A 23,939-nucleotide genomic window follows, 5' to 3' on the forward strand; every position below is an offset into this window, starting at 1 on the left:
AGCACTTACTCACTTCGCAATACCAGGGTTGGATTCGTTCCAATTGTTTTGCGCCCTTGTAACCAGATAATGATCAGGATGAGTAAAGCCGTTCCGACTACCGTAGATACAAATATCCACCAGGGGATAGCCGTACGATAAGCAAATCCGTTTAGCCATTGATTCGAAGAATACCAGGCGATAGGTGTGGATACGATAACTGCGAAGAGAAGCACCCACGAGAATTCTTTAAAAAGCACACCTAAAACTTCTGGAATGGACGCACCAAAGACTCTTCGAATTCCAATCTCTTTTGTTTTCCGCATCACATTAAAAGTAGCTAAACCGGCTATTCCGATGATGGCGATCACCAATGCAATAATGGAAAAAATTATGACCAGTCGTGATGCCAGAATTTCTGTTTTGTATAACTCGTTGAATGTTTCATCCTGAAACCAATATTTCATGGTAAAGGTTGGCTCTATTTTTTTGTAAGCCGTATTCACAATTTCCTGAGCTTGCTGGGCCATGCCAGCTTGGTATTTTATGTAGATAGCTGAAACGTTGTAGATTTTTTTTCGGTAAAGAATTACAGGTTCTATTGCATTGTGAAGTGATGCTGTGTGGAAGTCGTTAACAACACCTACTATTTCACACGCAGCATCTCCGATTGTAATTTTTTCACCAATCGGATTATCAAAACCCATAATAGCCGCAGCTTTTTTTGAAATCAGTACCTCCGTTGCGAGGGAATCATGAATTTGTCGCTCAGCATGGAAATTGTTTCCATCCAGTAACTGTAAGCCAATCGTTTCCGGAAAGTCATGGAAACAGCCAATTGTTTTAAAAGAAACTCGTAAATCAGGCGATTTGCCTTGCCAGGTAACACCTACATTTCCTCCACCTGTGCTTAACGGGTTTGAATCGGACGCGCCAACACTCTCAATAATGGGATTGCTGAGTAAATCATTTTTGAAAGCATCGTAATTTTTTAGCAGTGTAAACGTTGGCTCAAGTCGTATGGTATTACTTCGATCGAAACCCAGGTTGGTTTGGGTAATGAATTCCAATTGGCGAAACAGAATGCTTCCAAAAATTATAATCCCCACAGAAGCACTTAATTGAACAACCATCAGTGCCTTTCTTAACCGAAGTGATCCGGTGGTAGCGTTTGACAGTTGTCCTTTTAAAATAGTTGCGGGTTGAAACGATGAGATGATAAAGGCAGGATAAAAACCGGCCATCAAAGCAATAAGGATTAACCCACTGGCTAAATACAGTGGTATTTTTTCGCTTAATAAATTCAAGGTTAACGGCTCTCCAATCAACTGGCTGAAGAAGGGGAGTACGAGTTGCGTTACCAGGGCTGAAATCAGAAAGGCTACAAAAACAATAAAGAAAGCTTCGCCCATAAACTGAACAATTAAGCTGCCGCGGTAAGCCCCGGTAACTTTGCGTAGGCCGATTTCTTTTGCACGAAGAGCGGCACGGGCAGTTGCCATGTTTACAAAGTTTATTACGGCCATCAGCATCACCAATATGCCTATAATGATAAACAGGGTTACGTATTCAATACGACCACCGCTGTTAAGCCCGTTTTCAAACTTGCTCTTCAGGTGCCAATCGGTGAAAGCGTATGCTTCATACTTGATATTTTGCGCCTTGTATGCGGCACTGATAACTTGTTCGTTGTTTAGTTTTTCCGTTAGCGTTTTTGTTTTAACCGGTAATTTTGTTTTCAGGTAAATGCTAAAAAACTGTTGTGCAAGCATGTCGTCATTAATGCCCCATTGCTTTTTGAGAATATCAAAGGGTAATGCAAAATCAAACTGAATGGATGATTGTCCTGGAATATTTTTGAAAATGGAAGCAATTATCACTTCTCGGGTATCATCAATTTTTATGGTTTTGCCAATCGGGTTTTCTGATGAGAAAAGCGTTTGCGCCATTTTTTCTGAAATGGCAATCTGCGCAGGCTTGTTCAATGGATTCGTATCTCCGGAAAGTATTGGAAAGTTAAAATTACTGAACAGCGTTTCATTGCTATAAATGCCGTTAAAGTAGATGCACTCGTTTGGTTTGCCTTCAGGCCGAAAACATAATTCATGCGGCCAACGATTGCCGGATGAAATTCGCGTCATGCTCTCAATCTCCGGAACAGATGAAACATCCATATTGTTGCCAGCCACATCGTATGTTTGTATGGTGCCGTTGGCATCTACATGGGTAAGTACTTTATAAAGCTGTTCTTTGTTGTTATGAAACTGATCGAATGAATATTCATGACTTACCCAAAGCAAAATCAGGAAAGCGCAAGTAAAACCTGCAGCCAAACCGGTAACGTTAATAAACGAGTGCCCTGGATAACGTAAAAAATTGCGGAATGAAACTGTTAAAATGTTTTTAAGCATAGCAGCGTAGAAGATGGTGTTTTCTTGATTCGGTTTTCTCTTCTTAATGTTCTTCCAACGGAAGAAGCGAAGGACATTCCAGATGAAAAGGAAGTCGGCCTTTCGTTTGTTATTCTTTGCTGTGCGATTGTAAAGTTCATGCACATCGCCTTGAATTTGCTCCAACAGGTCGGCACGACAGTACCATTCTAAAAAGTGTTCGGCCCATTTGGGTGGAGTACTTTTGTGCATATATGTTTTTTGAATGGGTGTTGGCAAATATTTCGAGATGCTATTTTCTTATCGACTTACTCATTTCTAAGTGTAATCACAGGATTCTCCTTTACTATACGATACAGCTGTGTAGCCACTGTAAGAAATACTGAAATCACCATTAGTCCAAACGTAACAATCAGCGGCCATTGTGGTAATGGCATGGGATCGGGGTAAACGACCAGGTGTAGTTGTGCCGTCAAGTAATAGCCGATAATGGATCCAAATACAAATGCACCCAAGATCACTAGCCAGTACTCCCGACTCATCAATTTAAAAATAGTGAGCGTGTCGGCACCAAAAATTTTTCGAACACTAAACTCTTTTAGTCTCCTTGAAAGATCGTAAGACACCAATCCGAACAGGCCCATACAGGCAAGGATTAATGCCATCATGGAAATGAAATACATAATTTTGCTGTCAGAACGTGTATTATGATAGAAGCTACCGAATACCTCGCCCTGATTTTTACCCAGATAAGCATCATCGGGAGCAATAGATGGCCATGTTTTTCGAATTAATTCAGTTACAGTTTCAATCTGTCCAGGTTTACTCTTCACAACAAAGTAGGTGAATTCATTTTCGGGTACGATGTGCATCAAAGCGGGCGCAAGTTTTTTGTCAAAATCTTCGTAATAAAAATTCTGCACCACACCAATTACTGAATATTTGTCGCCATGAAATGTTAGCATTTCGTTAAGCGGTTCACTCCATCCCATCTTTTTTACCAGCACTTCGTTTACGATTACAGCTGCTTGCTTATCGGAAGCTGAAGCTGTGCTGAAGAAGCGGCCTTCTTTTAATCGAAGGTTCATGGTTTGCGCATAATCAACCCCTACAGGAAAACGGGTCACTTGTATTTCTTTGTCGTGACTGGAAACGCTTGTGAGCTCATCTTCATCGCCAATATGGCTGGCCGAGCCTGCGTATTGCACTACCTGGCTTTGTTGCGATAGCAGGTTACTTAGCGCCTGAAACTGATCTTTGCCGTGAATAGGAAAATAGGCAATGTCTTGATGATCATAGCCCCAATCTTTTGTTTCGAAATAAGTACGGTTACTTATTGAAAGCATGGAGAAAATAATAGTAGTAAATGAAATAGCAAACTGAAAACCCAACATGCTTTTACTGAAGAAACCTTTGCGCCCAAACTTTTCGTTGCCTTTCAGAATATAAATGGCATTAAACGAGGAAACATACAGCGAGGGATATGCTCCTGAAATAATAGCGATTAAGAACAATGTTCCGCCAAAGAAGATCAGCAAGGCCTGGGTAGAGGAAAATGAAAATGGCACATTGATAGGGTATAACGAATTGAAAGCAGGCACCATAATTAAGTAAGCCAGGGCCGTTCCGGCTGCAAGGGCTATAGAGCACAATACCAGATTTTCAACCATGTATTGCAATATCACCTGGGCTTTGCTTCCGCCAATTACTTTGCGAATGCCGATTTCTTTTAGCCGTAAAGTTACCGAGGCAATAGAAACGTTCATGTAATTGAAACACGACAGCACCAATAGAAACAATACAATGGTACTGATAACGATAATGGTAGTGGGATGTATATCCCAAGAAAGGCTATCCACTATTTCATAACTTCTTGCGGAAACATCGCGTATGGGGACCCAGTCGATGCCTTGCATCTGAAATTTTTCGTTGGCCTGATTCTGCAATTTCTGATATTCATTAATGGCAGTAGCAAGTGAGGCAGGCTGCCGACCCTCCTTCATGAGCACGAATGTTGAGCGTGCCCATGTTGCCCAATTTGCGTATTCGCTTCCTCGATATTCTTCCCAAAACGACATCGGGATTATTATGGTAAAATGCATACTCGATTTTTCAATCATGTTGTCGGCCACTGCGCTTACGTAAAAAAGCACGGGCTGCCCGGTATCAAACTTTATGGATAGTTCTTTGCCAATGGCATTATCTGTTCCGAAATATTTCTCAGCCGTTTTGCGACTAAGCACAATATCGTGTTTTTCGTTGAGCGGATTTTGTCGGCCGCTAATGATTGGGTAATTGAAAATATCGAAAAATGTGCTATCGGCACACCACAATGTTTCATTAAACACTTGGTCTTGATGGCGTACGCTTAAATCACCAAGCTTTTGAATCCGCACCATATTTTCTACGGATGATTGTTCGGCAATCAATGCAGGCCCGAGCAAGTAAGGTGAGCGTGCCCAGGTTTCGGTTTCATCGCCTGTTTTTACTTCACTGACTGCCAGGTATAGCCTGTCTTTATTTGCATGAAACGAATCGAGATCATAAAACGAATCGACCAGCAGAAACACACTGATGCAACAAGAAATGGCCATGGCCAAGCCGGAAATATTGATGACAGAATGAATAAGCTGGCGATTGATATTGCGAAGACCTGAGATGAAGTAACTTTTTAACATGCTGATATTGATAGTGGATGAAGAATATTTTTGTTTTTTACGAATATTTCGAAACCGAAAAAAGCGCAACACATTCCAGATGAAAAGGAAGTCGGCTTTTCGTTTGCTATTCTTTGCTGTGCGATTGTAAAGTTCATAGGCATCTCCCTGAATTTCTTCAAGTAGATCTGGATGGCAGTACCACTCAAGAAATCGATCGGCCCAGCGCGGAGGTGAAATTTTCATATTGCGATCAGGCAAGTCTGAATTGTAATGCCATTTTCGGTATCTGATTGAAAAGCTGCGTGCGCAGTTCGTTTGCTTCTTCCAGTGCGCGTTTTCCGGCTGCGGTCAAAACAAAAATCCGCTTTCTTCGCCCACCCCGTTCCTCAGTCGGGTCGCTCATTTTGGATTTTAATAATCCTTTTTCTTCCAGCCGAGTAAGTACCGAATGAACAGCACTGATGTTTAAACTTCTGCCGGCTTGTTTTTCAATTTCATCCATTACGGCAACACCGTAAGCTTCCGGATATAAAATGCCCACGGTTAACAAAATGAGTTCTTCCAGTTCTCCCAGGTAGGTTCCTTTCATAATGATAGTGTCACCCTGAGCCTGTCGAAGGGTGAGTTTTATGATTAGTCAGGTTTCGACAGGCTCAACCTGACATGAATTAGTTCTACGAACGTGAAAGATATAGATATGTTTCATTTTTGTAGAAGTAAATAATCTGAACTTTAGAAATCCTTATCTTTTGACTTAAAATTGAAGATTTTGAAGGCTGTTTCAATTTATCCGGTTAGCGAAAGTGCCCTGACGATTTGTTTGGGAAACGAATTGAATGCCGTAGTAAATGACAGGGTCTTTAGACTTTATAATCACCTGCGCAAACAAGTCAATCCTTTTTGGAAGGACCTGATTCCAGCATATTGTACGCTTACGGTAGTATATGATATAAAAGAAATGCGCAAGCACAGTCAATCGGCATTTAAGTGGGTTAGTAAGCAATTAAAAGAAGCAATTGACCAATGTGATGATGCTGGAATTCTTCCAAGTCGACAACTTTCTATTCCCGTTTGTTATGAGTCCGAATTCGGATTTGATTTGAAGTCGCTGTCCAAAGCAAAAAAACTTTCCATTGATCAGGTGATTAAACTTCATACCGCGCAAACGTATCGTGTGTTCATGCTTGGGTTCTTACCCGGCTTTCCCTACATGGGCATTGTGAATGATAAAATCGCCACACCCCGATTGTCTTCTCCACGAAAACTTGTTCCTGCAGGTAGTGTTGGTATTGCCGGAAATCAAACAGGGATTTACCCACTTGATTCTCCGGGAGGTTGGAATATAATTGGGCGGACGCCTCTGCAAATTTTTAATCCCCGTGTCAGTGTCCTCACGGACACATCTCTGCTTCAACCCGGTGATGAAGTGAAATTTTATTCTATCACTAAAGAGGAATTTCATTCGTTCGATCAAGAGAATTTTAACCCGCTATCAGCATGAGCATTGAGGTGATCAAAGCGGGTATGGCCGATTCGGTTCAGGATACCGGGCGGTTTGGTTATCAGCACCTGGGCATAAATCCAAGTGGTGTCATGGACCAGAATGCCATGAAGATTGCCAATGCGTTGGTTGGGAATCCATTGAATGAAGCGATTGTTGAAATGAGTTTTCCTGCTGCTGCGCTTCGGTTTAATTCTCCAGCGGTAATATGCATTAGTGGTGCTGACTTTACACCAAAACTCAATGGTAGAAATATTCCAGTAAATCAACCGGTTGTTGTTACATCCGGAAGTGAGTTGAAGTTTACAAAGATGATGCATGGCGCATGGTGTTACCTTGCTGTGCAGGGTGGATATGAACTAACCGAATGGCTCGGGAGCGACAGCACGAGCACAAAAGCCAAAGCTGGTGGAATGGAAGGTAGATTTTTAAAAAAGGGCGATATAATTTCGTTCAGCAAACAGATCAAGGAAGCAGTAACAAAAGTATTCCCCTGGCGCGCGGATGTTTCGGAGTTTTATGAGCCAGCACCTATGAAAATGCAGCCAGTGAGGTGTATTCAGGGAAATGAATTTGATTGGTTAACAAAGGGATCGCAGAAAGATTTTTTGAAGCATAATTTTATCGTCAGCAGGCAAAGCGACCGGATGGGTTATCGGTTGGAAGGAACGGAATCGAAACAATCCAAAAAACAGGAATTACTTTCAACAGCCGTTTCATTTGGGACGATACAATTGTTGCCTAACGGTGAGTTGATAGCGTTGATGGCCGATCATCAAACTACAGGTGGTTATCCAAGAATAGCGCATGTTATTACCGCTGATCGGTCGCGATTGGCGCAATGTCGCCCAGCTGAAAAAATTTCTTTTTCCTTTGTGGATATAAAAGAAGCAGAAGCTTTGCTCCTGAAACAGGAGCAGAGTTTAAGTCAATTACAGCAAGCGTGTAAATTTAAATTGAGAGAGCACGAATTATGACTATCGACCTGAATTGCGATATGGGTGAAGGCATGATGAACGATGCGGCCATTATGCCGCACATCAGCAGCGCCAACATTGCCTGTGGGTATCATGCTGGCGATGAAGCCACCATACGTAAAACAATTGATTTGTGCTTAAAATATAATGTTGCGATTGGGGTGCATCCGGGTTTTAACGACAAACTAAATTTCGGACGCGTGCCTGTTCGGTGGACTTTAGATGAACTGTACCAGTTAGTTTGGAAGCAGTTGGAAATTATGGATACAATCTGCAAAGAAAAGCAGGCAAAGCTTCATCATGTTAAACCGCATGGCGCATTGTACAACATGGCGGCAAAAGATAATGCGATGAGTCGCACGATCGCACAAGCTGTAAAAGACTTTAATCCTAACTTGGTTTACTATGGATTAAGCGGAAGCATAATGATTTCGGAAGCCCGTGCACTTGGCTTGAAAACCATGCATGAAGTTTTTGCTGATCGGACGTATCAGGATGACGGAACATTAACTCCCCGTAGCCAGGTAAAAGCCCTGATTGAAAAGAGTGAAGATGCTATTAACCAGGTCTTGCAAATGCTCATGGAGAATTCGGTAAAAACAATTACTGGTGAAGTTATCCCGATAAAGGCCGATACCATCTGCATCCATGGCGATGGTAAGCATGCTGTTGAGTTTACCAGGCAGTTGCACAAAATACTTACGAAGAAAGGTTTCAAAATTTCATCCCGGCAATTGTAACATAGATAATATCAGTTCGTCTCGACTCAAAAACAATCTCAGGCTATGCTGAATTTTATTGATCACTGGAGGCAGAAAACCTTTCTACAGATTTTTACCATTTACCTGCGCTACCTGATTGGCGGGGCGTTTGTGATTGCGGCTTTTGGCATGGGCAAGGTTACCGCTAAAAAAGTAAGCCTGATGGGTTCTCTTGATAAACCCATTCAGGATTTGGAACCCATACAACAATTTTTTCGGGTGATGATCGATTCGGGAATGTATTGGCAGTTTATTGGATGGACTCAAATTATTGCAGGAGCCTTATTGATGACGCAGCGATTCGCGAGACTTGGGGCGGTGATTTTTTTCGGACTCATCCTGAATATTTTCTTAATCACGGTGGCCTATAAATTTACCGGTACGCCTATCATTACGGGATTGATGCTACTGGCCGTTACCTATCTTTTGGTTTGGGACCTACGATCATTACAGTTTTTATTTGTTGACGATGTGAAGCTTATTCGCGTGCCTTTGAAAGTGATGGAAAGCGCTTACTGGATTTGGCTCGGATTCATTATGCTCATTACGGTTGTCGGCCTGGCGATTTATTACCCTGACTTAAGTTTGCAATTAGGGATTCCTTTTTTGGAAGGATTAATTGGATTTATCCTGTTCTTTACTGTACGAAAAAGATTTTTTACGTAGACAGGACTAGCGCTCACTTTTTTATAAGCGATGATTTGCTGTAAACACAAGTCATTGTATAAATCCGAACTGCAGTAGTTGGGGTTGTAATAGAACCCTGATTAGCACTATTTTTGGTTTCATTCATGGCTTATGATAAACATGTTTAAAACTATTCTTCTCATCGTGTTGATCTCGGGTTCATACCATAGCCTGGCTCAACGAAAGTTATCAACCATTTCTGTTGAAGCCGGTAATGCCGTTACAGCCCTCCCTTTTCTTGGAGCCCCTCAGTTGTTCTATTCCAATTATCATCCGTATATAACGGTGGGCACAGCGCTGGTGTGGAACGAAAAAGGAAAGCACGCTTGGGAGCAGACCTTTAATCTTGGCTATATCTATCACCGGTTTGTGCAACACAGCATTCCATTATTTACAGAAACGGTTTACCGCCTCAACACTGGTAAAAATTTTGCGCTCCGGGGCGCATTTGGGAGTAGGGTATCTGCACAGCATTCCCGGTACAGACCGGTTTGAACTTAATGATGATGGTGAGTATGAGAAAATTAAAAACCTGGGTCGGGCTCAAGGTATGGGTAAAATTTCTTTTTCAGGTTTGTACAGGGTGAACAGCAGTTACAGTTTATCGCTGAATTATGGCGTGATTATGCAGGGCCCTTTTGTAAAGTCCTATGTTCCATTGCTGCCTTACAATACTATTCAGTTGGGCGTTCATAAATCCATAACTAGATGAGAGCACTTGTAAAATTTTCGTTGGTAGTAACGGTGTTGGTTTTCTCCTGTAAGGAAGCGGACATCGGCCCTACAAGTGAATGTAGTTACACAAGTTTTCCTTCGCACCCGAACGCGGCAGTATATCAGAGTATTTTGGATAAGTATGTAAAAAAAGGACTGCCCGGTATTTCCGCGTTGGTACGTGATGACAATGGAACATGGATAGGGCATGCCGGCAAAGCAGATATCGATCGCAATATTCCCTTTCTGCCTTGCCATCCTTCCAAAGCGGCCAGCATTACCAAGTTTATGGTGGGCACGTTAACCTTTATGTTGCAGGAACAAGGTAAACTGAATATTGATGACCCTATCTCCAAGTATGTTGATTCAAAAATTATTTCAAAAGTTAAAAATGCCGATCAGGTAACCATAAGAAATTGTTTACAGCATACCACCGGCTTTTACGATCTCATCACTGACTCAGAATTCTACCTTGCCGTGCTGAATAATCCCAACAAAAACTGGGATGCCGAAGAGTTGTTAAAATTTGTGTACGGTAAGGAAGCATACTTTGCACCCAACCAGGGAGTGGAGTACAGTAATACGAATACCATTTTTGTGGGCATGTGCCTGGATAAAGTATTAGGCTATAGGCACGGCCAGGCATTGCGTGAAATGATCTGGCAACCGTTAGGCATGAACAACACGTATTATCAAAGTCAGGAAAAACTTCCTGCCACTACTGCTCAGGGCTATTATGATCTTTATAATAATAACACGATTGTAAACGTATCCAACCTGATCACCGGGAGTGGAAATGGTTACGGGGGTGTGTTTAGCACCACACTTGATCTTGAAAAATTTATGGATGCTGTTTACTATAACAATACCTTAATTTCAGCAGAGAGCCTTGCCACAATGATGGACTTCATTGTAGAAGATGAAGTCAACGATCTTGGCGTGGGCATGATGCGGAAGTTCAAAAACTTCACTACCAACACAGGCGTTGGTCATTCCGGGCGCGACCTGGGGTACAGTGCCGACTTGTTCGCTTTTCCAACCAGCGGCAATAACCTGATGATTTTCTTTGTCAATTACGGGACCGATGGTGATACAGCGCTTCGCCAGGTCTTTCGCGATTTTGAGCAGGAGTTGGTTTTAAGTATTACAGAGTAAATCAGTAATACGAAAATTCCTATGGAATGATTTCATTCAATTTTGCCCAGAGGTCATTTTGAAAAGTATAGGGTACCAGGCTGGTGTCTGGTGCATCACCTACACGGATGACTACCAATTTTTTTGACGGAACTACATTAATGAGCTGTCCATTTTTACCCATGGCGGCAAACATATCCGTTGGCGCGTTGGGTGATATTGCACTATTAATGTTGATTTGACCAGGAGCAGGTGCCAGGTACGAAGATTTACCATTGAGCCAGGTAAGGTATCCGTAAGAAGGATTCATGGATTGCGAAGAAGTGATCATCAGGTTGACAAATGATTCCGGAACAACGGGTGTTTGATCCCACTTGCCTTTATTGAGCAACAGCAATCCGAAACGGGCCATGGAGCGGGGTGTACTGTAGTAAACGTTGTTTTCACCGGTTTGAATGTATTGTCCGTCCATTCCGGTTTTTGATTTCAATTCATCAGTTAAGTAGTTGTTCAAGGTTTTGCCTGTGGCATTGGCAATCACGCCATCCAGTAATGTATACGGGGCATTATGGTAGGCCCAACGGGTGCCGGGCTCGGCTTTATAAACCAGGCAAGATGGATCGGTACAATCGCGGTTGGCTACTCCATCATCCAAACCTGTAGTCATGGTGAGCTGATGAAGAACAGTAATATTGTTTTCCTGAGCGAGGGTAAGGTTCGTCCACCCCGTACCCAGATAAGTAGAAGTTTTTGTTTGCAGGTTGATTTTTCCTTGTGCTTCGGCTATACCAATAACTGCAGCCGTCAGAGTTTTTCCGGCAGATGCCCAATACCAGTTGCTGCTCGCGTTAAAATCAAGTGTAGTATTGACGAGTTGCTTAGCTGCATATTTTTCAATTACTATTCTTCCATTTTGTAAAACGATTATAGCACGCGTATTGGTGCTCGTTATGAAGGCATCGAGTTCGGCAATTTTTGCCGTGTTCCAACCGAGGCTTGCAGGATCCGTGGTTTCCCAAGAAGCGGAACTGATAGGTGGAAAGTATAATAGTGAAGCGGGTAGAGACGGATCAGAATCCTTGTTGCAAGCGGTTACAATAGCGATAAGCAGTAAAAGACGGAGCGGATGCATAATGGGCAGTTAGACTAATTTTAAAATAAAGGTTTAAAACAGATAACAAGTTCATGTGGTGGACGGGCGATTGTGCATTTTATAGTGCTGCCCCGACTGTGAATATGTCAACGTGACTCCTACTAAGTTTTGTTAGAGTAACACGGACAGCTTATCAGCATGTGTTAGCAGCTTATGTGACTTAACCAACTTCTACTTGTTGAACCGTTTTGCGGTTGACTGCTTAGCTTTTGCCACTTTATCCTTTCCAACTTTTGTCATGGCAAAACCCCGCGTCATCTTTTTGATATACTCCACTCTTCGAAAGCGAAGGGCGCTCCAGTCCTCATCAATCGCCACCTGGCGCACAGGCTCAAAGCCCAGTTCACCCAAAACCTTCCAACCCGTGTCGCGATTGAATTCGCAGGTGTATTTTTTAGAAGATGCTTTGGGGTAGGCGAGCCACAAAATTCCATCTCCTTCCAGTCGGGTGCTGGCCTTTTTTGCCCATGCATCAACCTCCTTCTGCCGGGTAACGAAAGCCAGCAGGAATGCGATGGGCGCGCGGCCTTCTGCCGATGTCGAAATCGCAACACTTGCTTGAATAGCGTTCAATTCAGGTATAAATGATTCGGGTGCCTGAATGACGTGAAGCACCTTTTGATCTTTCAGGTTTAGTTTTTTAAAGAGTGGAGTCATGCCGGTACAAGTGTAGGGTTGGGAGTAAGCAATTACTTGTAAAAATACGAATCATCGATAGACGAGAGTCTACCGGACACATGCGAGTGGTGCTGCGGCCTTCTGGTGATGAACCTCAAAATAAAGTGGATTAAACGGTTCACAATCGGTTCAACTACCTGTCCAAAGGGTAAACAAAACCTATGAACATCATGCAAAGCATTCTTTTGGCAGCCGGTCTGACGGCCGGAACGGCACAAGCGACATTACCTAAGTACCGGATTTTTGGTTTAGAAAGTAAGCCCGCCATCGTTATTATTCACGGATTTCCAGGTAATGCCACCGATTGGTATCACATGGCCGAACGGCTTAGTCAGCGCTACCGGGTAATTGTACCCGATCTGCTGGGGTTCAACCACTCGCAAACAAATAATGCTTCGTTCCATGAGCTATGGGTTGAATCTCAGGCCGATCGTATTACAGCCTTGGTTGATTCCTTAAAAATCAAATCGTACTATGTGATAGGTCACGATTTGGGTACGTCCATTGGTGTGATGGTGGCGGCCCGGCATCCAGAGCGGGTGAAAGCGTTAATGATTGGCTCCGGCAATGTGCTGGCCGACCCGAAGTTGAATGGTATGATGCGCTCAGCCTTCTGGCCGGTAATAGGAGCGGTATCGCGCAACGTCATCCTATCGTGTTGATTTACTACGGTGAACGCGATCCCTTTTTTCCACCAAGTGAGTTTGAGCGCATGAAGAAAGTCTTTCCGCATGCCCTGTTGGTAGCGTTTCCCGGAGTTGGCCATTTTCCTTTCCTGGAAGCCGAGGAAGCATTTGTAAAAGAAGTAACTTTATTTTTTCGATGAGCAACGAGCAATACCTGATCGAACAAACTTTACAGGGCGACAAAAAGGCACTGACACTGCTGATGGAGCCCCTACAGGAAAAAGTTTACAACCTGGCTGTTCGGTACTTGTGGGAGCCGGCCGATGCGCAGGATGCCACACAGGAAATCATGATTCGGGTAATCACCCATCTTTCTTCCTTTCAGGGTAAAAGTGCTTTTGGCACCTGGGTCTATCGCATTGCCGTAAACTATTTACTGAATTGCAAAGCCAGCCGGCAAGAGCAACGGCAGGTGTCGTTCGATGATTTTTCGCAGTACATAAAATCAGATTTGGATGAGCACGACTATCACGGTCCTGATCGCAATGTGCTCGAGCAGGAAGTAAAGTTATCGTGTTCTACCGGCTTGCTGCTGTGCCTAAACCGCGAGCAGCGCATGGCGTATTTGCTGGGTGAAGTGTTTGAGGTGGACAGCGATACCGGGGCTGAAGTTTGCGAAACCACGCCCGAAAATTTTCGAAAACGCTTATCGATTGCGCGCGACCGCATCCGCAGTTTTATGCAAGGGCATTGCGGCATTGTCAATCCGGTTAACGCGTGCCGGTGCAACAAGCGTATTTCCTTGGGATTAGTTTCCGGCAGGATTGCAAAAGACAATCTTCGGTTTGCTGATAAAGGTGAAGTGCTGCTCACCCTTTCCCAGGTGGAAGCACTTCACGATGAGGCGGCATTGTATAAACAGCATCCGCAGTACAAGACACCCGAAGGTATGCGCAGTGAACTTGCCAGATTGCTTATGGATGAACAATAGTGACATGAGAAGCGATACCCCACACTAATATCTACCGCCCACGGTGTATTGCCCGCGCCAATGTTCAATGCTTTTCCTGTTTCTTCTTCGCCAGCGAAGCTATTCTTATTGATAAACGGATTAGTTCAACCGCAGTTCAGTCAGGGGATTACAACCTCCATGCATTGGTGCCACCCGTGAGGTGTCCTGCGAAATGATCGAATGACAAGGCCGCAAGAAGTATTCGGTTAAAAATATCAGTAACTTGTGCAACGCAAATCAGGGACATCAAATGGTCAATATCTCGACTTTTAAGCAGGTAAGAGGTATCACAAAGCCAAGACGGCTGCTGCGGTACCTGCTGATTTGGTGTGCGAAAGGAAAAGCGACCCTTGTACTGGATGATAAAGAACTGACGCTGCGACAGCGCGAAGTAGTAACGGTTACTTCGGGACAGATACATTATTTTAAAGATATAACAACCGCAGAAGGGGTTATACTGGATTTTAGCCTCGATTTTTTCAGTAAAGATGATGCCGATCTCGAACTGGTTTTTCATAATGGGTTGTTTTGTCATTTTGACCTGAATGAGGTAATCACCGTCAAAGAGTACACCATCATTGAAAACGAACTCAAGGAGATTGCCCGGGAGCTTCGTGCAAGACCCTATCAATACCTGCATTCTGTACATGCGCGTATTCAGCTGATCCTCATTCACATCAATCGTGCGAAAGTGCAGCGCGGGGATGAGATCTATAAACCCGATGCGCTTTTTTTGAAATTTCTTGAATTGGTGCGGGGAAATTTTGAATTGAACTATCCGCTGAGTCATTTTGCCAGGTTGCTGAGCACGACTCCTGCAAAAATCAATGAACAGGCAAAGTTGCATACGGGTCGCACAGCGCAAATGGTGATACATGGATTAGTGGTGGCTGAAGCCAAGCGCCTGATGATGTACGAAAATCTTTCTGTAAAAGAAGTGGCATACAGGCTCGGGTTCAAAGACCCGTTTTATTTTTCGAATTTTTTTAAGAAACACACCGGGTATTCACCCACAGCATTTCACGATAAGCACGCGATCTAAAATTTACATGCTTTTCTGAGAATCGTCTATTCCCGGGCCATGCATGCCGTACTACTTTTGACTCATCAAATCGAATAACACGAACAAAAATCAACTGTATGAAAACTTCAATTTCGGACTACATTGTCAAAAGCCAATCGGTTCAGTGGTTACCGCTCGTTGAAAAGAATGTCAACACCAAGGGGATCTATGTGAAATCGCTTCGGAGGGATGAGGCAGAAAATCGTTCGCCCTCCATTTTGCTGCGCTTTGAGCCTGGGGCGAAATATCCCTACCACAATCACCCGGCCGGAGAGGAAATATTTGTAATGGAAGGTACTGCGATCATTGAGGGCCAAAAACTTTCAGCCGGTGATTATCTTTACACCCCACCCGGGTTTAAGCATTCAGTTACAACGGAAACCGGTTGTACCCTCATGCTTGTTATTCCTCAAGAGGTGGAAATACTTGAAAAATAAAGATAATCAATCTCCTGTTTCGCGTGCTACTGCATACGCCTAACAGGCGATGGGAACACCTCGGATTTGATATCATTCGCCAGTGAAGGGATTAAGGTATCCTACCGGAGCTAAGTCCTTTTTGGGATTGTGCCTTAATATTGAATGCCCTGCGCGATGAGGGCGCCTAACTTCCAATTGTTGTTGTGCAAATAGTAAACTTCAAGATACCGGGTAGAGTCAACCTGAGTCGAATAGCGCTTTTTTACCGCCTCGGTGTACGTTACATAAACGGTATTTTTCTGCCGCAATACCCTGTAATTAAATGGGGTGATAAATTCGTAGGCAGTGGTATCGGATGCATACCAGTTATACAGTTGCTCATAATCCTGATAATGCCCTGATTTATCCAAATAGAAGCAATCGGGCGATGCGATTTGGATAAAATAAGTGCCTCCTTTATTCTCCGCGACAGCACGGGCAAATTGCTGCGATATCCCGATGAAGTAGTCATTACTTTTCTCTTCCCGTTGGTTGCAAGCTGTTGCTGTGCAAAGAAAAAGCATTAGCATGATCAGGTTCCTTGGCATGGCAATTTTTACCGGTTTATTGCACGTTCAACTTTCACCATCTTTCCATCTTTCCGGGCTTTTGCTCGTCCCCATGCGGCCATGGCTTCCAATACGGGTAGCAACGATTGACCTTCTTTGGTCAGTTCATATTCGACACGGGGAGGAACTTCAGGGAAAATCGTGCGCTTCACAAGGCCATCATCTTCCAATGCGCGCAGTTGTAGTGAAAGCATTTTATCGGTGATATCAGGAATGACTTCTTTCAATTCGCTGAACCTTCGCTTGGTATTACGAAGGTACCACAGTACCACGGTCTTCCACTTTCCACCGATAAAGGCCGAAGTAATATCCAGGGCACAATGATAATCCTCGCCATCGATGATAAACTTGTACTGCTCGTCATTAATTTTCATAAATTTTTTCTTTTTTTTCTGGGCTCTAAAGCCAATTCTCCATTTCCGTCAATGTTGACAGTACCTTTCAAATCCGACATGTTGTTGCCTGATGCTATGCAAAGCTATACTTTTGAAAGTAAATAACTAAACGATATATCAAAATGAGAATAGCAGTATTGGGAACGGGTATGGTAGGCGATACCATCGGTTCACGATTAGTCGAACTGGGTCACCAGGTGATGATGGGGTCCAGAAGTAAGTCTAATGAAAAGGCTTTGGCCTTTGTATCGAAGCATAAGGCCGGAGCGAGCGCAGGCACATTTCAAGAAGCTGCTGCCTTTGGTGAAATCATTTTCAATTGTACAAAAGGTGATGCTTCCATTGATGCTATTAAGTTGGCCGGTGAGAATATCAATGGAAAAATTATCATTGACGTGGCCAACCCGCTCGATTTTAGTAAAGGTCAGCCGGCCAGTTTGCTTCCGGCATTATCGAATACGAATTCATTAGGGGAAGAAATTCAAAAGACATTCCCGAAAGCAAAGGTGGTAAAAACACTCAATACCATGTGGTGTGGGCTGATGGTAAACCCGAATATGATTGGCGGAGGTGATCATACGAATTTCATTTGTGGTAATGATGCGGATGCCAAAGCAAAAGTGAAATCGCTAATAAAAGAGTTTGGCTGGAAGGAGCAGAATATTCTTGACCTGGGCGATATCACCAATGCGCGCGGCACCGAAGCGGTATTGCCCATCTGGCTGCGGGTGTGGGGCGCTACGCAAAACGGGGCGTTTAATTTCAAAGTGGTGAGTTGATTCCGGTCATGGGGTTGCAAGGATTTCGGCAGCCACTCGCTCCCCGGACAATACCGCACCTTCCATAAATCCTTTAAATTTTGTCGAGGTTTCTGTGCCTGCCCAATGTATGTTGCCCTCGGGCCTTGCGATGTGCTCACCATAGGTTGCGAATATTCCCTTCTTATAGTAGCCGGAGTAGGCTCCGCCAATCCAGGGATTGTTGGTAAACGAGTAATCGTGGAACATCAGGGGTTGTGAAGCTTCGGTCCCGAACAAGTGGGCATACGTAGTTAAAATTTTTTCTCTCCTTTCTGAGGCAGACAGGTTCAATAACGCTTTGGCCCTGTCGGCATGAACTAAGGATGTGAGAATTCCCTGCTGTGAGCCGGGTACTGAATTGTCGAGGGTGAGTTCCACAACTTCGTCCAGGCAAAGACTTGCACCGCTCAAACCCTGCAGTCGCCAAAAGGGACGCGCATAAACGGAATGTGTTTTTACCACAGTTCCCATGGTCATGGAGTTGATCAGTTGTAGTTTCTCCTTTGAGAGCGAAGGCGTAAACCGGATTCTCTTTATGGCTGCCAATGGCGCTGCGAGGATGAGTTTTTTCGTCTTGACAGAAAAGTGATCGTTGCTGACCAGCAGATAGTCCTGAAATTGTTGAACAGAAGATGCCGGGCAGTTCAATCGAACCCACGGCTTTACCTTTCGATAAAGATAATTGCTTACGCCCTGCGCACCACCATCAATACGATCTTGCAGGGCACCACCCTCTATTTTTTCAGCTTGCTTTAACGAACCCGTTGCCCGCGCACTGGCGAGTGCTTGCAGCATGGAGATTTCATACACCGATTGACACAGTTCTCCTTCCGCTATACGCTTCACCAGATTTCGGGCCTTCGTATTGGAAATCGTCCGATCAATCCAGTTGCCTAAACTGATTTCGTCCAGCGCCTGCGCATCCCGGGCTAGCCACGGGGTATCAACAGCGAGTGCGGCCGCGGCTTTGTCAAAGCGGTTAATTGCCTTTTGGGCGGCTACCAAGGCAAATATTCCCAGCGGAGGCGTTTCACCCCGATAGAATTGATTTACCTCGTTGGTTCTTAAAATATTTTTTCCGTCCGTATAGGTAGGGAATGTTTTTAAACCGGCTTCTTCCACCAACCGGTACATTTTTTCATGGCCTTTTCCTATCCACTGCCCACCGATATCAATAAAATCATTTTCTCCCACGGGCTGCGACCAGGTTCGGCCACCCACGCGGTCCTGTGCTTCCATTACTAAAATTTTCTTGCCTGCCTCCGCCAGTCGGTTAGCCGCAGTTAATCCACTTAGCCCGGCCCCCACAATCACCACGTCATATGGTTCGTCTTCAGAAAGTAAGTCAGCGAAGGAGGTAAGGGGCAGGGCAGCAAGACCAACCGATGTTGTTTTTAAAAATTGGATTCGTTTCATCGCTCTTTGGTAAGAGCAAAGGTGGCGATGCGCACCACTATGTCATTTGACAAATATCACAAAATCATTTTCCGCGAAGCCGGCTAAGGGTTTCCCGTGATATACCCAGATAGGAGGCAATATAGGTGAGCGGAATTCTTTGAAGGAGTTGAGGCTCTTTTTCGAGCATGGCGGCATATCGATCCATCGAATTCATCATTTGCGAAAAGTAGAGGCGGTCTTCCAGGAAGTAGGCATGCTCTTCGATGATGGCCGCAATAAAATGAGCCACCTGTAGGTTGGTTTGCGCAAGCGACTTTACTGGCTTTACCTGAAGGGCTACCAGGGTAGTGTCTTCCACTAATTCAAGGGTTACCCGGGAAGGTTTGCCCTGGTACGTGTGCAGCGAACCCACCATATCCTTTTCAAGGGCAAACCAGGTATTTACCTCAACTCCATCCTTCAAATAGTAACTTCTCACTGCGCCTTGTATAACAAAATAGGCATAGTCATGCCGATCATTTTCGCAAAACAGGATATGCTTCTTTTTACGATGGAGCACCGAAAGGTATTGACTGATTTCTGAACGGGTATGTTCGGTGAGCGGTGGATCAGTTGCGAAACGGTCGAGGAAGATTGTAAACAGGGGGTCCATTCAGCGCATGAATATTTCAATTTTAATCACATCAGACTGGAATTTCTAGTTCCCAACAGACCAAGGTAATAAAAACATAACGGAACAAATGGCGCGTACAGACTGAATTATTTATAAATTCAAGCATGAAGCAATGGGCTTTTATCATTTGCCTGGCGTTGGCCGCATGCAAACCTTCCCCTCATCAGGAGCGTGTGATGGAATTGCAAGCGATGGAAGATGACACGCTTGCGCATGAAGAACTCCATAATTCCGATTATGGCATTTATTTTTTTGATTATCCTGTAAAACACGACCTGATCTACTCGTTACAACTCCATTATCCCGATCGGAAGGCGCGCATTTACCCGCAACACAGCGGCCCGGTTATCCAGGAAATGGATTTAAGTAATGATATCGATTTGGAAGCTGGCTACTACCTCGAAGAACCGCAAGCCTTGTTTGCCATTCAGGATGTGAATTTTGACGGCTATGCCGACATATCTTTTTTGCGTTCGCTGGGAGTAGCCAACGGCTGGTCCGATTATCACCTGTACGACCCGACTACCAAGCGCTGGCACTTCGATGAAGAATTGAGTGATTATCCGAATATCACGCTGGATGAAAAAGATCAAACGCTGAGTTTCTATAATAAAGGCGGCTTTGGCGGAGCCTGGTATGAATCGGGTTTACTGGATTGGCAAAATGCTAAACCGGTGTTGATCCGTAAGGAAGAACAAACTTCAGACGGTGAAAACACGGAGGCCTTTATCCGAACCATCTGGACGTATCGTGATGGTGCACTGAAGGTGGCTTCAAAAGTGCGCATCAGTGAAATTGATAATGGCGAGCGGCAATGCCTGCTGGAAGGCGAATGGGAAGAATTTGATCGAACACCTTTCTTGATTTTTGCCAACAGCGATGCGCAGGTTACGCGGGTAGATGGACGGAAAAGCGGCTGTAAGTGATCAATTCTGCTTCCTTGTTCGGTTAAGGTTTTCCTTTACCCGGTGCTTTACAATTCTCGAAATTAAGCTTTTTGGTAACGGTTTATCCAGCGGAAACTGAACCGCGCCTTTTGAATGCGTATAATTCGAAATTTCTTTTTCAAAAGCCTTTAATCCGGAAGGGGCAGGATAGAAGCCAATATGACTTTTGTAGGCGGCAAAATGAACCAGGTTGCCATTCAGTTTGAAGGTAGGCATCTGGTAGCTGATGGTTTCTTCGGCCTGCGGGGCCGCTTTGCGAATGGTTTGGCGAAGCTGTTGAAGTAGGTCCTGTACGTTATTGGGAAACATAGCGATATAGGAATCCATATCTTCAAAATTTGATTTCATTTATAATCGTGTTGATTATTCTAAAGCTTCGCAACTAAAACCGTGCTGTTGAAGATGGCGCTGAACAAAAATTACCGCTTGCGGTGCATCAACTTCTACGCGGAGGATATGATCACAATCCTCCAGGTCAAAGTTTATCCTGGCTGCTGGCAAATGCTCGTTCAACTCTACTTTTAGTCTTTCGGCAAGATCGGCCTGCGTAATATTGGTTTTAAAAACCTCAATCATAGACTTCAGGCTTGTAATAATCTTTCAATATCAAACTTTCGCATTTGCAGAACGGCCTGTGTTACCCGCTGATTTTTTTCCGGATCGTTCATTAACTTACCCAATATGCTCGGAACAATCTGCCACGAGACACCAAACTTATCTTTCAGCCAGCCGCACATATCTTCACGGCCACCAACCGTTAATTTCTGCCAGTAATGATCAATTTCTTCCTGTGTTTCACACTCCACCACTAGCGATACACCCTCACCAAAGGTATAGCCATGCTCACCCGGTCCGTCCATGGCAATGAGAGGGTAGTCATTTAGCCGGAACTCGGAATATAATACGTTGCCAGCGTTGACATTACCCGGTTCATAATGGAAGAGCATATCTGTTGTGGAATTTTTAAAAACAGAGGAATAAAAACCAATCGCTTCTTCGGCTTTCCCAAATTGTGCCGATGTAAACAGAAGGCAAGGCGTAATGGAAAAGGGCGTGCCCGGTTTATCCACTACCGAAACCTGCCAGGTCATGCCGAACTTGTCTTGCAACCAGCCATACTTAGCACTCCATGGATATTTATCCAACGGCATCATGGCGGTGCCGCCCGTAATCAAGGCGGTGTAGATGCGTTCGGTCTCTTCTTCGCTGGTACAATAAACAAATAGCGAAATGGATGGATTGATTTTAAATTTCGGGCCACCATTCAACGCCATCACACGGAAGCCATCCAATTCAAACCGAACAACTATTGGATTCTTTTCTGTGATGGTTGAATGATGGAAAACAGAGCAGTACAATTTTGCTGCTTCTTCAGCCTGACCGTCAAACCACAGGCATGGGTAAATGGATTTTGACATAGACTGTTATTTTGATGCGCAGTTCACCATCCACTGCACGCCAAATTTGTCGGTGCAACTGCCGAAGTAATCGCCCCAAAACATATCCTGCAGGGGCATGGTAATGTTACCTCCGGCCGCCAGCGCGTTGAACAGCCGTTCCGTTTCTTCGCGTGTATCGGTTTCAAGGTTAAGGTGCATGTTGTTTCCAAAGTTCACATGAAAGCCCATCGATTCAGGTGCATCTGACCCCATGAGCAAGTAGTCTCCGAGAATGGGTAGAGCCATGTGCAAAACAAGATTTTTATCTTTTTCGGGTAGTGGAGGCATACCTTCCTGTGCGGGCATATCGCCAAAGCGTTGAATACCGCCCATAAAGTCGCCACCGAAAATGGATTGATAAAACAGAAACGCTTCCTCTGTTTTACCATCGAAATTGAGATAGGTGCTTACACGTGCCATAATTTGTGGGTTAATGTTTGTTTATGGATTGGTTTTTATCAGGCATCTCCAACGGTGCCGGTTTTTATGTTTCCTTTTCTTCTGTAGTTAGCAATAAATACCCCCGTGGGAGTTATTACGCTTTTCACCAGTTCAAATTCACCAGGTGGGACATTGTCTGAAAATAATTTTTTGCCTTTGCCAAGAAGTACAGGGCAAATCAATAGCCAGAGTTCATCCACCAGATTTTTTCTAAGGAGGGACTGAACCAGTTTGCTACTGCCCCACACTTTCAGGTCGGTGCCTTCGGTTTTCTTTAGGATCTCAATTTCCTCCAGATTTTTTATAAAGAATGAGTTTTTCCACTTGGATTGAAATTTTGTTGTGGATAATACATATTTATTCATGTCATTGATTCCTTTCCAGTTTTCGGAATGAGCCGGCCAATAGTTTTCCCAGATGTCGAATGTCACCCGGCCTAACAGCAAATCAGAAGGTTGCATCAGTTCTTGGACAAAAGCTCCGCCCACATCATCGGTAAAAGGTGCTAACCATCCACCATAAGTGAAATTGTTCGAAGTGTCTTCGGTTGGTCCTCCGGGCGCTTGTATGACGCCATCAAGGCTCATGTATTCGATAACGATTATTTTTCTTTCTTCCATGAACTATTTTAGCCGTTCAAGTTTTCCTTTTCGTTTAACTAAGTTCTTGTAGTCCCATTGTATTTGCTGTGATTTTTTGAGCCATCTCCTCACGTCAAAAGCATCAATGTCTGCTGGTATGTTGTAGAAAATGGAAGCGTCTTTAAATTTTTCTCCTTTAACATTCAGTTTTTCTTCGTTAAAGTCGGCACCGCTCCAAAACATAAGCCTGATACCTTTTTTCTGTTTGCTGTAGCCAACAATAGGGTTACCGTTTAAAAACCAGACCGGGTGTGAATGCCAGATTTTTGATTCCGCTTGTGCCAGTTCGTTGTCAATAATCGTACACAGCAAATCACAAATTTTTCTGTCAATGGCAGACTGGTTATTGTTATATGTTTCTATTTCTTTATTCATCGCTTTTTCTGATCAGCCTACCCCACCACTATTCTGTGGAGCCTTCAGTATACTTTTTAAAATTATCCAATATGGCCTGCCAGCCGGCCTGTTGCATTTCAACCGGATTTGTGTTCTCGGCCTCAAAAACAGTTACAACGAAAGTGCTGCCAGATTCAGTAATAAATGTTGTTTTTACTTTTCGTCCATCCGTTAGTGTGTATTCGATGGCTTTGTGAGGTTCTACTTTTGAATATGTCCCTTCAAAGTCAAAACTCATACTGCCGTCTTTTGCAGCCATACGCGAAAGGAATTTTCCGCCTACGCGTAAATCATTCGTGGCATGGGGCGTGTGCCAGTCATCGGAAGCGGTGTTCCATTGCATGATGTGCTCCGGCCCCGTCCAGAGTTTCCATACTTTTTCTATCGAAGCATGAATAGTTGCCCGGATGGTGATTTTGGTTGCTGTTTCCATGGTTTTCAAATAAT

Annotated in this window: 29 protein-coding genes; 13 read left to right on the forward strand and 16 right to left on the reverse strand. The window is 44.1% G+C overall.

Annotated elements, in window-relative coordinates; translation table 11 throughout:
* Nucleotides 1–5 precede the first annotated feature (5 nt).
* The 3 genes from KIT51_02940 to KIT51_02950 are packed head-to-tail and all read right to left on the reverse strand — an operon-like array spanning nt 6 to nt 5,618.
* On the reverse strand, nt 6–2,621 hold the full coding sequence (locus KIT51_02940; GenBank protein UYN87249.1) for an ABC transporter permease: 2,616 nt from the start codon (nt 2,619–2,621) through the stop codon (nt 6–8).
* A 56-nt stretch (nt 2,622–2,677) separates the two neighbouring features.
* Nucleotides 2,678–5,272, reverse strand: coding sequence for an ABC transporter permease (locus KIT51_02945; GenBank protein ID UYN87250.1), 2,595 nt, complete (start codon nt 5,270–5,272; stop codon nt 2,678–2,680).
* Between the two features lie 7 nt (nt 5,273–5,279).
* Nucleotides 5,280–5,618 carry a PadR family transcriptional regulator gene (locus tag KIT51_02950; GenBank protein ID UYN87251.1) on the reverse strand — a complete coding sequence of 113 codons (339 nt, stop codon included), beginning with the start codon at nt 5,616–5,618 and terminating at the stop codon, nt 5,280–5,282.
* A 180-nt stretch (nt 5,619–5,798) separates the two neighbouring features.
* On the opposite strand from KIT51_02950, the gene pxpB reads away from it, so the two are divergent.
* The 6 genes from pxpB (at nt 5,799) to KIT51_02980 (ending at nt 10,824) form a co-directional block, all read left to right on the forward strand.
* Nucleotides 5,799–6,530 (forward strand): 5-oxoprolinase subunit PxpB, encoded by a 732-nt coding sequence (gene pxpB, locus KIT51_02955; GenBank protein ID UYN87252.1) that lies wholly within the window; start codon nt 5,799–5,801, stop codon nt 6,528–6,530.
* On the forward strand, nt 6,527–7,507 hold the full coding sequence (locus KIT51_02960) for a biotin-dependent carboxyltransferase family protein (GenBank protein ID UYN87253.1): 981 nt from the start codon (nt 6,527–6,529) through the stop codon (nt 7,505–7,507). The genes pxpB and KIT51_02960 overlap by 4 nt, the downstream gene beginning before the upstream one ends.
* Complete coding sequence (locus KIT51_02965; GenBank protein ID UYN87254.1) at nt 7,504–8,247, forward strand: LamB/YcsF family protein; 744 nt, start codon at nt 7,504–7,506, stop codon at nt 8,245–8,247. Before KIT51_02960 ends, KIT51_02965 begins: the two co-directional genes overlap by 4 nt.
* Before the next feature lie 45 nt (nt 8,248–8,292).
* Complete coding sequence (locus KIT51_02970) at nt 8,293–8,934, forward strand: hypothetical protein (protein ID UYN87255.1); 642 nt, start codon at nt 8,293–8,295, stop codon at nt 8,932–8,934.
* A gap of 141 nt (nt 8,935–9,075) precedes the next feature.
* Nucleotides 9,076–9,450, forward strand: coding sequence for a hypothetical protein (locus KIT51_02975; GenBank protein UYN87256.1), 375 nt, complete (start codon nt 9,076–9,078; stop codon nt 9,448–9,450).
* A 213-nt stretch (nt 9,451–9,663) separates the two neighbouring features.
* Nucleotides 9,664–10,824, forward strand: a complete 1,161-nt coding sequence (locus KIT51_02980; GenBank protein UYN87257.1) for a beta-lactamase family protein — start codon at nt 9,664–9,666, stop codon at nt 10,822–10,824.
* Nucleotides 10,825–10,843: 19 nt separating this feature from the next.
* On the opposite strand, the gene KIT51_02985 is transcribed toward KIT51_02980, so the two are convergent.
* Both KIT51_02985 and KIT51_02990 read right to left on the reverse strand, forming a co-directional pair.
* The gene (locus KIT51_02985) at nt 10,844–11,935 is read right to left on the reverse strand and encodes a serine hydrolase (protein UYN87258.1); all 1,092 of its coding nucleotides are present in this window, start codon (nt 11,933–11,935) and stop codon (nt 10,844–10,846) included.
* Between the two features lie 192 nt (nt 11,936–12,127).
* Nucleotides 12,128–12,613 carry a hypothetical protein gene (locus KIT51_02990; protein ID UYN87259.1) on the reverse strand — a complete coding sequence of 162 codons (486 nt, stop codon included), beginning with the start codon at nt 12,611–12,613 and terminating at the stop codon, nt 12,128–12,130.
* A gap of 191 nt (nt 12,614–12,804) precedes the next feature.
* Here KIT51_02990 and KIT51_02995 point away from each other — a divergent pair, with 191 nt between their 5' ends.
* The 5 genes from KIT51_02995 (at nt 12,805) to KIT51_03015 (ending at nt 15,772) form a co-directional block, all read left to right on the forward strand.
* Nucleotides 12,805–13,296 carry an alpha/beta fold hydrolase gene (locus KIT51_02995; GenBank protein ID UYN87260.1) on the forward strand — a complete coding sequence of 164 codons (492 nt, stop codon included), beginning with the start codon at nt 12,805–12,807 and terminating at the stop codon, nt 13,294–13,296.
* Nucleotides 13,290–13,460: an alpha/beta fold hydrolase gene (locus KIT51_03000; GenBank protein ID UYN87261.1), complete on the forward strand. Its 171-nt coding sequence runs from the start codon at nt 13,290–13,292 to the stop codon at nt 13,458–13,460. The genes KIT51_02995 and KIT51_03000 overlap by 7 nt, the downstream gene beginning before the upstream one ends.
* Nucleotides 13,457–14,251 (forward strand): RNA polymerase sigma factor, encoded by a 795-nt coding sequence (locus tag KIT51_03005; protein ID UYN87262.1) that lies wholly within the window; start codon nt 13,457–13,459, stop codon nt 14,249–14,251. Before KIT51_03000 ends, KIT51_03005 begins: the two co-directional genes overlap by 4 nt.
* Before the next feature lie 271 nt (nt 14,252–14,522).
* Nucleotides 14,523–15,314, forward strand: coding sequence for a helix-turn-helix domain-containing protein (locus tag KIT51_03010; protein ID UYN87263.1), 792 nt, complete (start codon nt 14,523–14,525; stop codon nt 15,312–15,314).
* Nucleotides 15,315–15,412: 98 nt separating this feature from the next.
* Nucleotides 15,413–15,772, forward strand: coding sequence for a cupin domain-containing protein (locus KIT51_03015; protein ID UYN87264.1), 360 nt, complete (start codon nt 15,413–15,415; stop codon nt 15,770–15,772).
* 134 nt (nt 15,773–15,906) lie between these two features.
* On the opposite strand, the gene KIT51_03020 is transcribed toward KIT51_03015, so the two are convergent.
* Together KIT51_03020 and KIT51_03025 are read right to left on the reverse strand one after the other, a co-directional pair.
* On the reverse strand, nt 15,907–16,341 hold the full coding sequence (locus KIT51_03020) for a hypothetical protein (GenBank protein UYN87265.1): 435 nt from the start codon (nt 16,339–16,341) through the stop codon (nt 15,907–15,909).
* Nucleotides 16,342–16,349: 8 nt separating this feature from the next.
* Nucleotides 16,350–16,736 carry a helix-turn-helix transcriptional regulator gene (locus tag KIT51_03025; protein UYN87266.1) on the reverse strand — a complete coding sequence of 129 codons (387 nt, stop codon included), beginning with the start codon at nt 16,734–16,736 and terminating at the stop codon, nt 16,350–16,352.
* A 143-nt stretch (nt 16,737–16,879) separates the two neighbouring features.
* On the opposite strand from KIT51_03025, the gene KIT51_03030 reads away from it, so the two are divergent.
* Nucleotides 16,880–17,536 carry an NAD(P)-binding domain-containing protein gene (locus tag KIT51_03030; GenBank protein UYN87267.1) on the forward strand — a complete coding sequence of 219 codons (657 nt, stop codon included), beginning with the start codon at nt 16,880–16,882 and terminating at the stop codon, nt 17,534–17,536.
* A gap of 6 nt (nt 17,537–17,542) precedes the next feature.
* Here the strand turns inward: KIT51_03030 and KIT51_03035 are convergent, their stop codons facing one another.
* Nucleotides 17,543–18,973: an NAD(P)/FAD-dependent oxidoreductase gene (locus tag KIT51_03035; GenBank protein ID UYN87268.1), complete on the reverse strand. Its 1,431-nt coding sequence runs from the start codon at nt 18,971–18,973 to the stop codon at nt 17,543–17,545.
* Between the two features lie 64 nt (nt 18,974–19,037).
* Entirely contained in the window at nt 19,038–19,607 is a 570-nt protein-coding gene (locus tag KIT51_03040; GenBank protein ID UYN87269.1) for a Crp/Fnr family transcriptional regulator, read from the reverse strand.
* A 125-nt stretch (nt 19,608–19,732) separates the two neighbouring features.
* On the opposite strand from KIT51_03040, the gene KIT51_03045 reads away from it, so the two are divergent.
* The gene (locus KIT51_03045) at nt 19,733–20,554 is read left to right on the forward strand and encodes a hypothetical protein (GenBank protein ID UYN87270.1); all 822 of its coding nucleotides are present in this window, start codon (nt 19,733–19,735) and stop codon (nt 20,552–20,554) included.
* Here KIT51_03045 and KIT51_03050 read toward each other — a convergent pair whose 3' ends face one another.
* Genes KIT51_03050 through KIT51_03080 form a run of 7 tightly spaced genes read right to left on the reverse strand, consistent with a single transcriptional unit; the run spans nt 20,555 to nt 23,925 of the window.
* Entirely contained in the window at nt 20,555–20,923 is a 369-nt protein-coding gene (locus KIT51_03050; protein ID UYN87271.1) for a DUF1801 domain-containing protein, read from the reverse strand. It lies immediately after the preceding gene.
* A 15-nt stretch (nt 20,924–20,938) separates the two neighbouring features.
* Nucleotides 20,939–21,151, reverse strand: a complete 213-nt coding sequence (locus KIT51_03055; protein UYN87272.1) for a hypothetical protein — start codon at nt 21,149–21,151, stop codon at nt 20,939–20,941.
* A gap of 5 nt (nt 21,152–21,156) precedes the next feature.
* Nucleotides 21,157–21,993 (reverse strand): VOC family protein, encoded by an 837-nt coding sequence (locus KIT51_03060; protein UYN87273.1) that lies wholly within the window; start codon nt 21,991–21,993, stop codon nt 21,157–21,159.
* A 6-nt stretch (nt 21,994–21,999) separates the two neighbouring features.
* Nucleotides 22,000–22,434 carry a VOC family protein gene (locus KIT51_03065; GenBank protein ID UYN87274.1) on the reverse strand — a complete coding sequence of 145 codons (435 nt, stop codon included), beginning with the start codon at nt 22,432–22,434 and terminating at the stop codon, nt 22,000–22,002.
* Between the two features lie 38 nt (nt 22,435–22,472).
* Nucleotides 22,473–23,075 (reverse strand): dihydrofolate reductase family protein, encoded by a 603-nt coding sequence (locus tag KIT51_03070; protein ID UYN87275.1) that lies wholly within the window; start codon nt 23,073–23,075, stop codon nt 22,473–22,475.
* A 3-nt stretch (nt 23,076–23,078) separates the two neighbouring features.
* Nucleotides 23,079–23,471: a DUF1801 domain-containing protein gene (locus KIT51_03075; protein UYN87276.1), complete on the reverse strand. Its 393-nt coding sequence runs from the start codon at nt 23,469–23,471 to the stop codon at nt 23,079–23,081.
* 28 nt (nt 23,472–23,499) lie between these two features.
* Nucleotides 23,500–23,925 (reverse strand): SRPBCC family protein, encoded by a 426-nt coding sequence (locus KIT51_03080; protein ID UYN87277.1) that lies wholly within the window; start codon nt 23,923–23,925, stop codon nt 23,500–23,502.
* Nucleotides 23,926–23,939: the final 14 nt, after the last annotated feature.

The organism is Cyclobacteriaceae bacterium, from assembly GCA_025808415.1.
Classification (GTDB): domain Bacteria; phylum Bacteroidota; class Bacteroidia; order Cytophagales; family Cyclobacteriaceae; genus UBA2336.

What these genes read in the sequence shown, in the direction of transcription:
- KIT51_02940 (UYN87249.1), bottom strand. Translation starts at nt 2,621, where the DNA reads ATGCACAAAAGTACTCCACCCAAATGGGCCGAACACTTTTTAGAATGG.
- KIT51_02945 (UYN87250.1), bottom strand. Translation starts at nt 5,272, where the DNA reads ATGAAAATTTCACCTCCGCGCTGGGCCGATCGATTTCTTGAGTGGTAC.
- KIT51_02950 (UYN87251.1), bottom strand. Translation starts at nt 5,618, where the DNA reads ATGAAAGGAACCTACCTGGGAGAACTGGAAGAACTCATTTTGTTAACC.
- KIT51_02960 (UYN87253.1), top strand. Translation starts at nt 6,527, where the DNA reads ATGAGCATTGAGGTGATCAAAGCGGGTATGGCCGATTCGGTTCAGGAT.
- KIT51_02965 (UYN87254.1), top strand. Translation starts at nt 7,504, where the DNA reads ATGACTATCGACCTGAATTGCGATATGGGTGAAGGCATGATGAACGAT.
- KIT51_02970 (UYN87255.1), top strand. Translation starts at nt 8,293, where the DNA reads ATGCTGAATTTTATTGATCACTGGAGGCAGAAAACCTTTCTACAGATT.
- KIT51_02975 (UYN87256.1), top strand. Translation starts at nt 9,076, where the DNA reads ATGTTTAAAACTATTCTTCTCATCGTGTTGATCTCGGGTTCATACCAT.
- KIT51_02980 (UYN87257.1), top strand. Translation starts at nt 9,664, where the DNA reads ATGAGAGCACTTGTAAAATTTTCGTTGGTAGTAACGGTGTTGGTTTTC.
- KIT51_02985 (UYN87258.1), bottom strand. Translation starts at nt 11,935, where the DNA reads ATGCATCCGCTCCGTCTTTTACTGCTTATCGCTATTGTAACCGCTTGC.
- KIT51_02990 (UYN87259.1), bottom strand. Translation starts at nt 12,613, where the DNA reads ATGACTCCACTCTTTAAAAAACTAAACCTGAAAGATCAAAAGGTGCTT.
- KIT51_02995 (UYN87260.1), top strand. Translation starts at nt 12,805, where the DNA reads ATGCAAAGCATTCTTTTGGCAGCCGGTCTGACGGCCGGAACGGCACAA.
- KIT51_03005 (UYN87262.1), top strand. Translation starts at nt 13,457, where the DNA reads ATGAGCAACGAGCAATACCTGATCGAACAAACTTTACAGGGCGACAAA.
- KIT51_03010 (UYN87263.1), top strand. Translation starts at nt 14,523, where the DNA reads ATGGTCAATATCTCGACTTTTAAGCAGGTAAGAGGTATCACAAAGCCA.
- KIT51_03015 (UYN87264.1), top strand. Translation starts at nt 15,413, where the DNA reads ATGAAAACTTCAATTTCGGACTACATTGTCAAAAGCCAATCGGTTCAG.
- KIT51_03020 (UYN87265.1), bottom strand. Translation starts at nt 16,341, where the DNA reads ATGCCAAGGAACCTGATCATGCTAATGCTTTTTCTTTGCACAGCAACA.
- KIT51_03025 (UYN87266.1), bottom strand. Translation starts at nt 16,736, where the DNA reads ATGAAAATTAATGACGAGCAGTACAAGTTTATCATCGATGGCGAGGAT.
- KIT51_03030 (UYN87267.1), top strand. Translation starts at nt 16,880, where the DNA reads ATGAGAATAGCAGTATTGGGAACGGGTATGGTAGGCGATACCATCGGT.
- KIT51_03035 (UYN87268.1), bottom strand. Translation starts at nt 18,973, where the DNA reads ATGAAACGAATCCAATTTTTAAAAACAACATCGGTTGGTCTTGCTGCC.
- KIT51_03040 (UYN87269.1), bottom strand. Translation starts at nt 19,607, where the DNA reads ATGGACCCCCTGTTTACAATCTTCCTCGACCGTTTCGCAACTGATCCA.
- KIT51_03045 (UYN87270.1), top strand. Translation starts at nt 19,733, where the DNA reads ATGAAGCAATGGGCTTTTATCATTTGCCTGGCGTTGGCCGCATGCAAA.
- KIT51_03050 (UYN87271.1), bottom strand. Translation starts at nt 20,923, where the DNA reads ATGAAATCAAATTTTGAAGATATGGATTCCTATATCGCTATGTTTCCC.
- KIT51_03055 (UYN87272.1), bottom strand. Translation starts at nt 21,151, where the DNA reads ATGATTGAGGTTTTTAAAACCAATATTACGCAGGCCGATCTTGCCGAA.
- KIT51_03060 (UYN87273.1), bottom strand. Translation starts at nt 21,993, where the DNA reads ATGTCAAAATCCATTTACCCATGCCTGTGGTTTGACGGTCAGGCTGAA.
- KIT51_03065 (UYN87274.1), bottom strand. Translation starts at nt 22,434, where the DNA reads ATGGCACGTGTAAGCACCTATCTCAATTTCGATGGTAAAACAGAGGAA.
- KIT51_03070 (UYN87275.1), bottom strand. Translation starts at nt 23,075, where the DNA reads ATGGAAGAAAGAAAAATAATCGTTATCGAATACATGAGCCTTGATGGC.
- KIT51_03075 (UYN87276.1), bottom strand. Translation starts at nt 23,471, where the DNA reads ATGAATAAAGAAATAGAAACATATAACAATAACCAGTCTGCCATTGAC.
- KIT51_03080 (UYN87277.1), bottom strand. Translation starts at nt 23,925, where the DNA reads ATGGAAACAGCAACCAAAATCACCATCCGGGCAACTATTCATGCTTCG.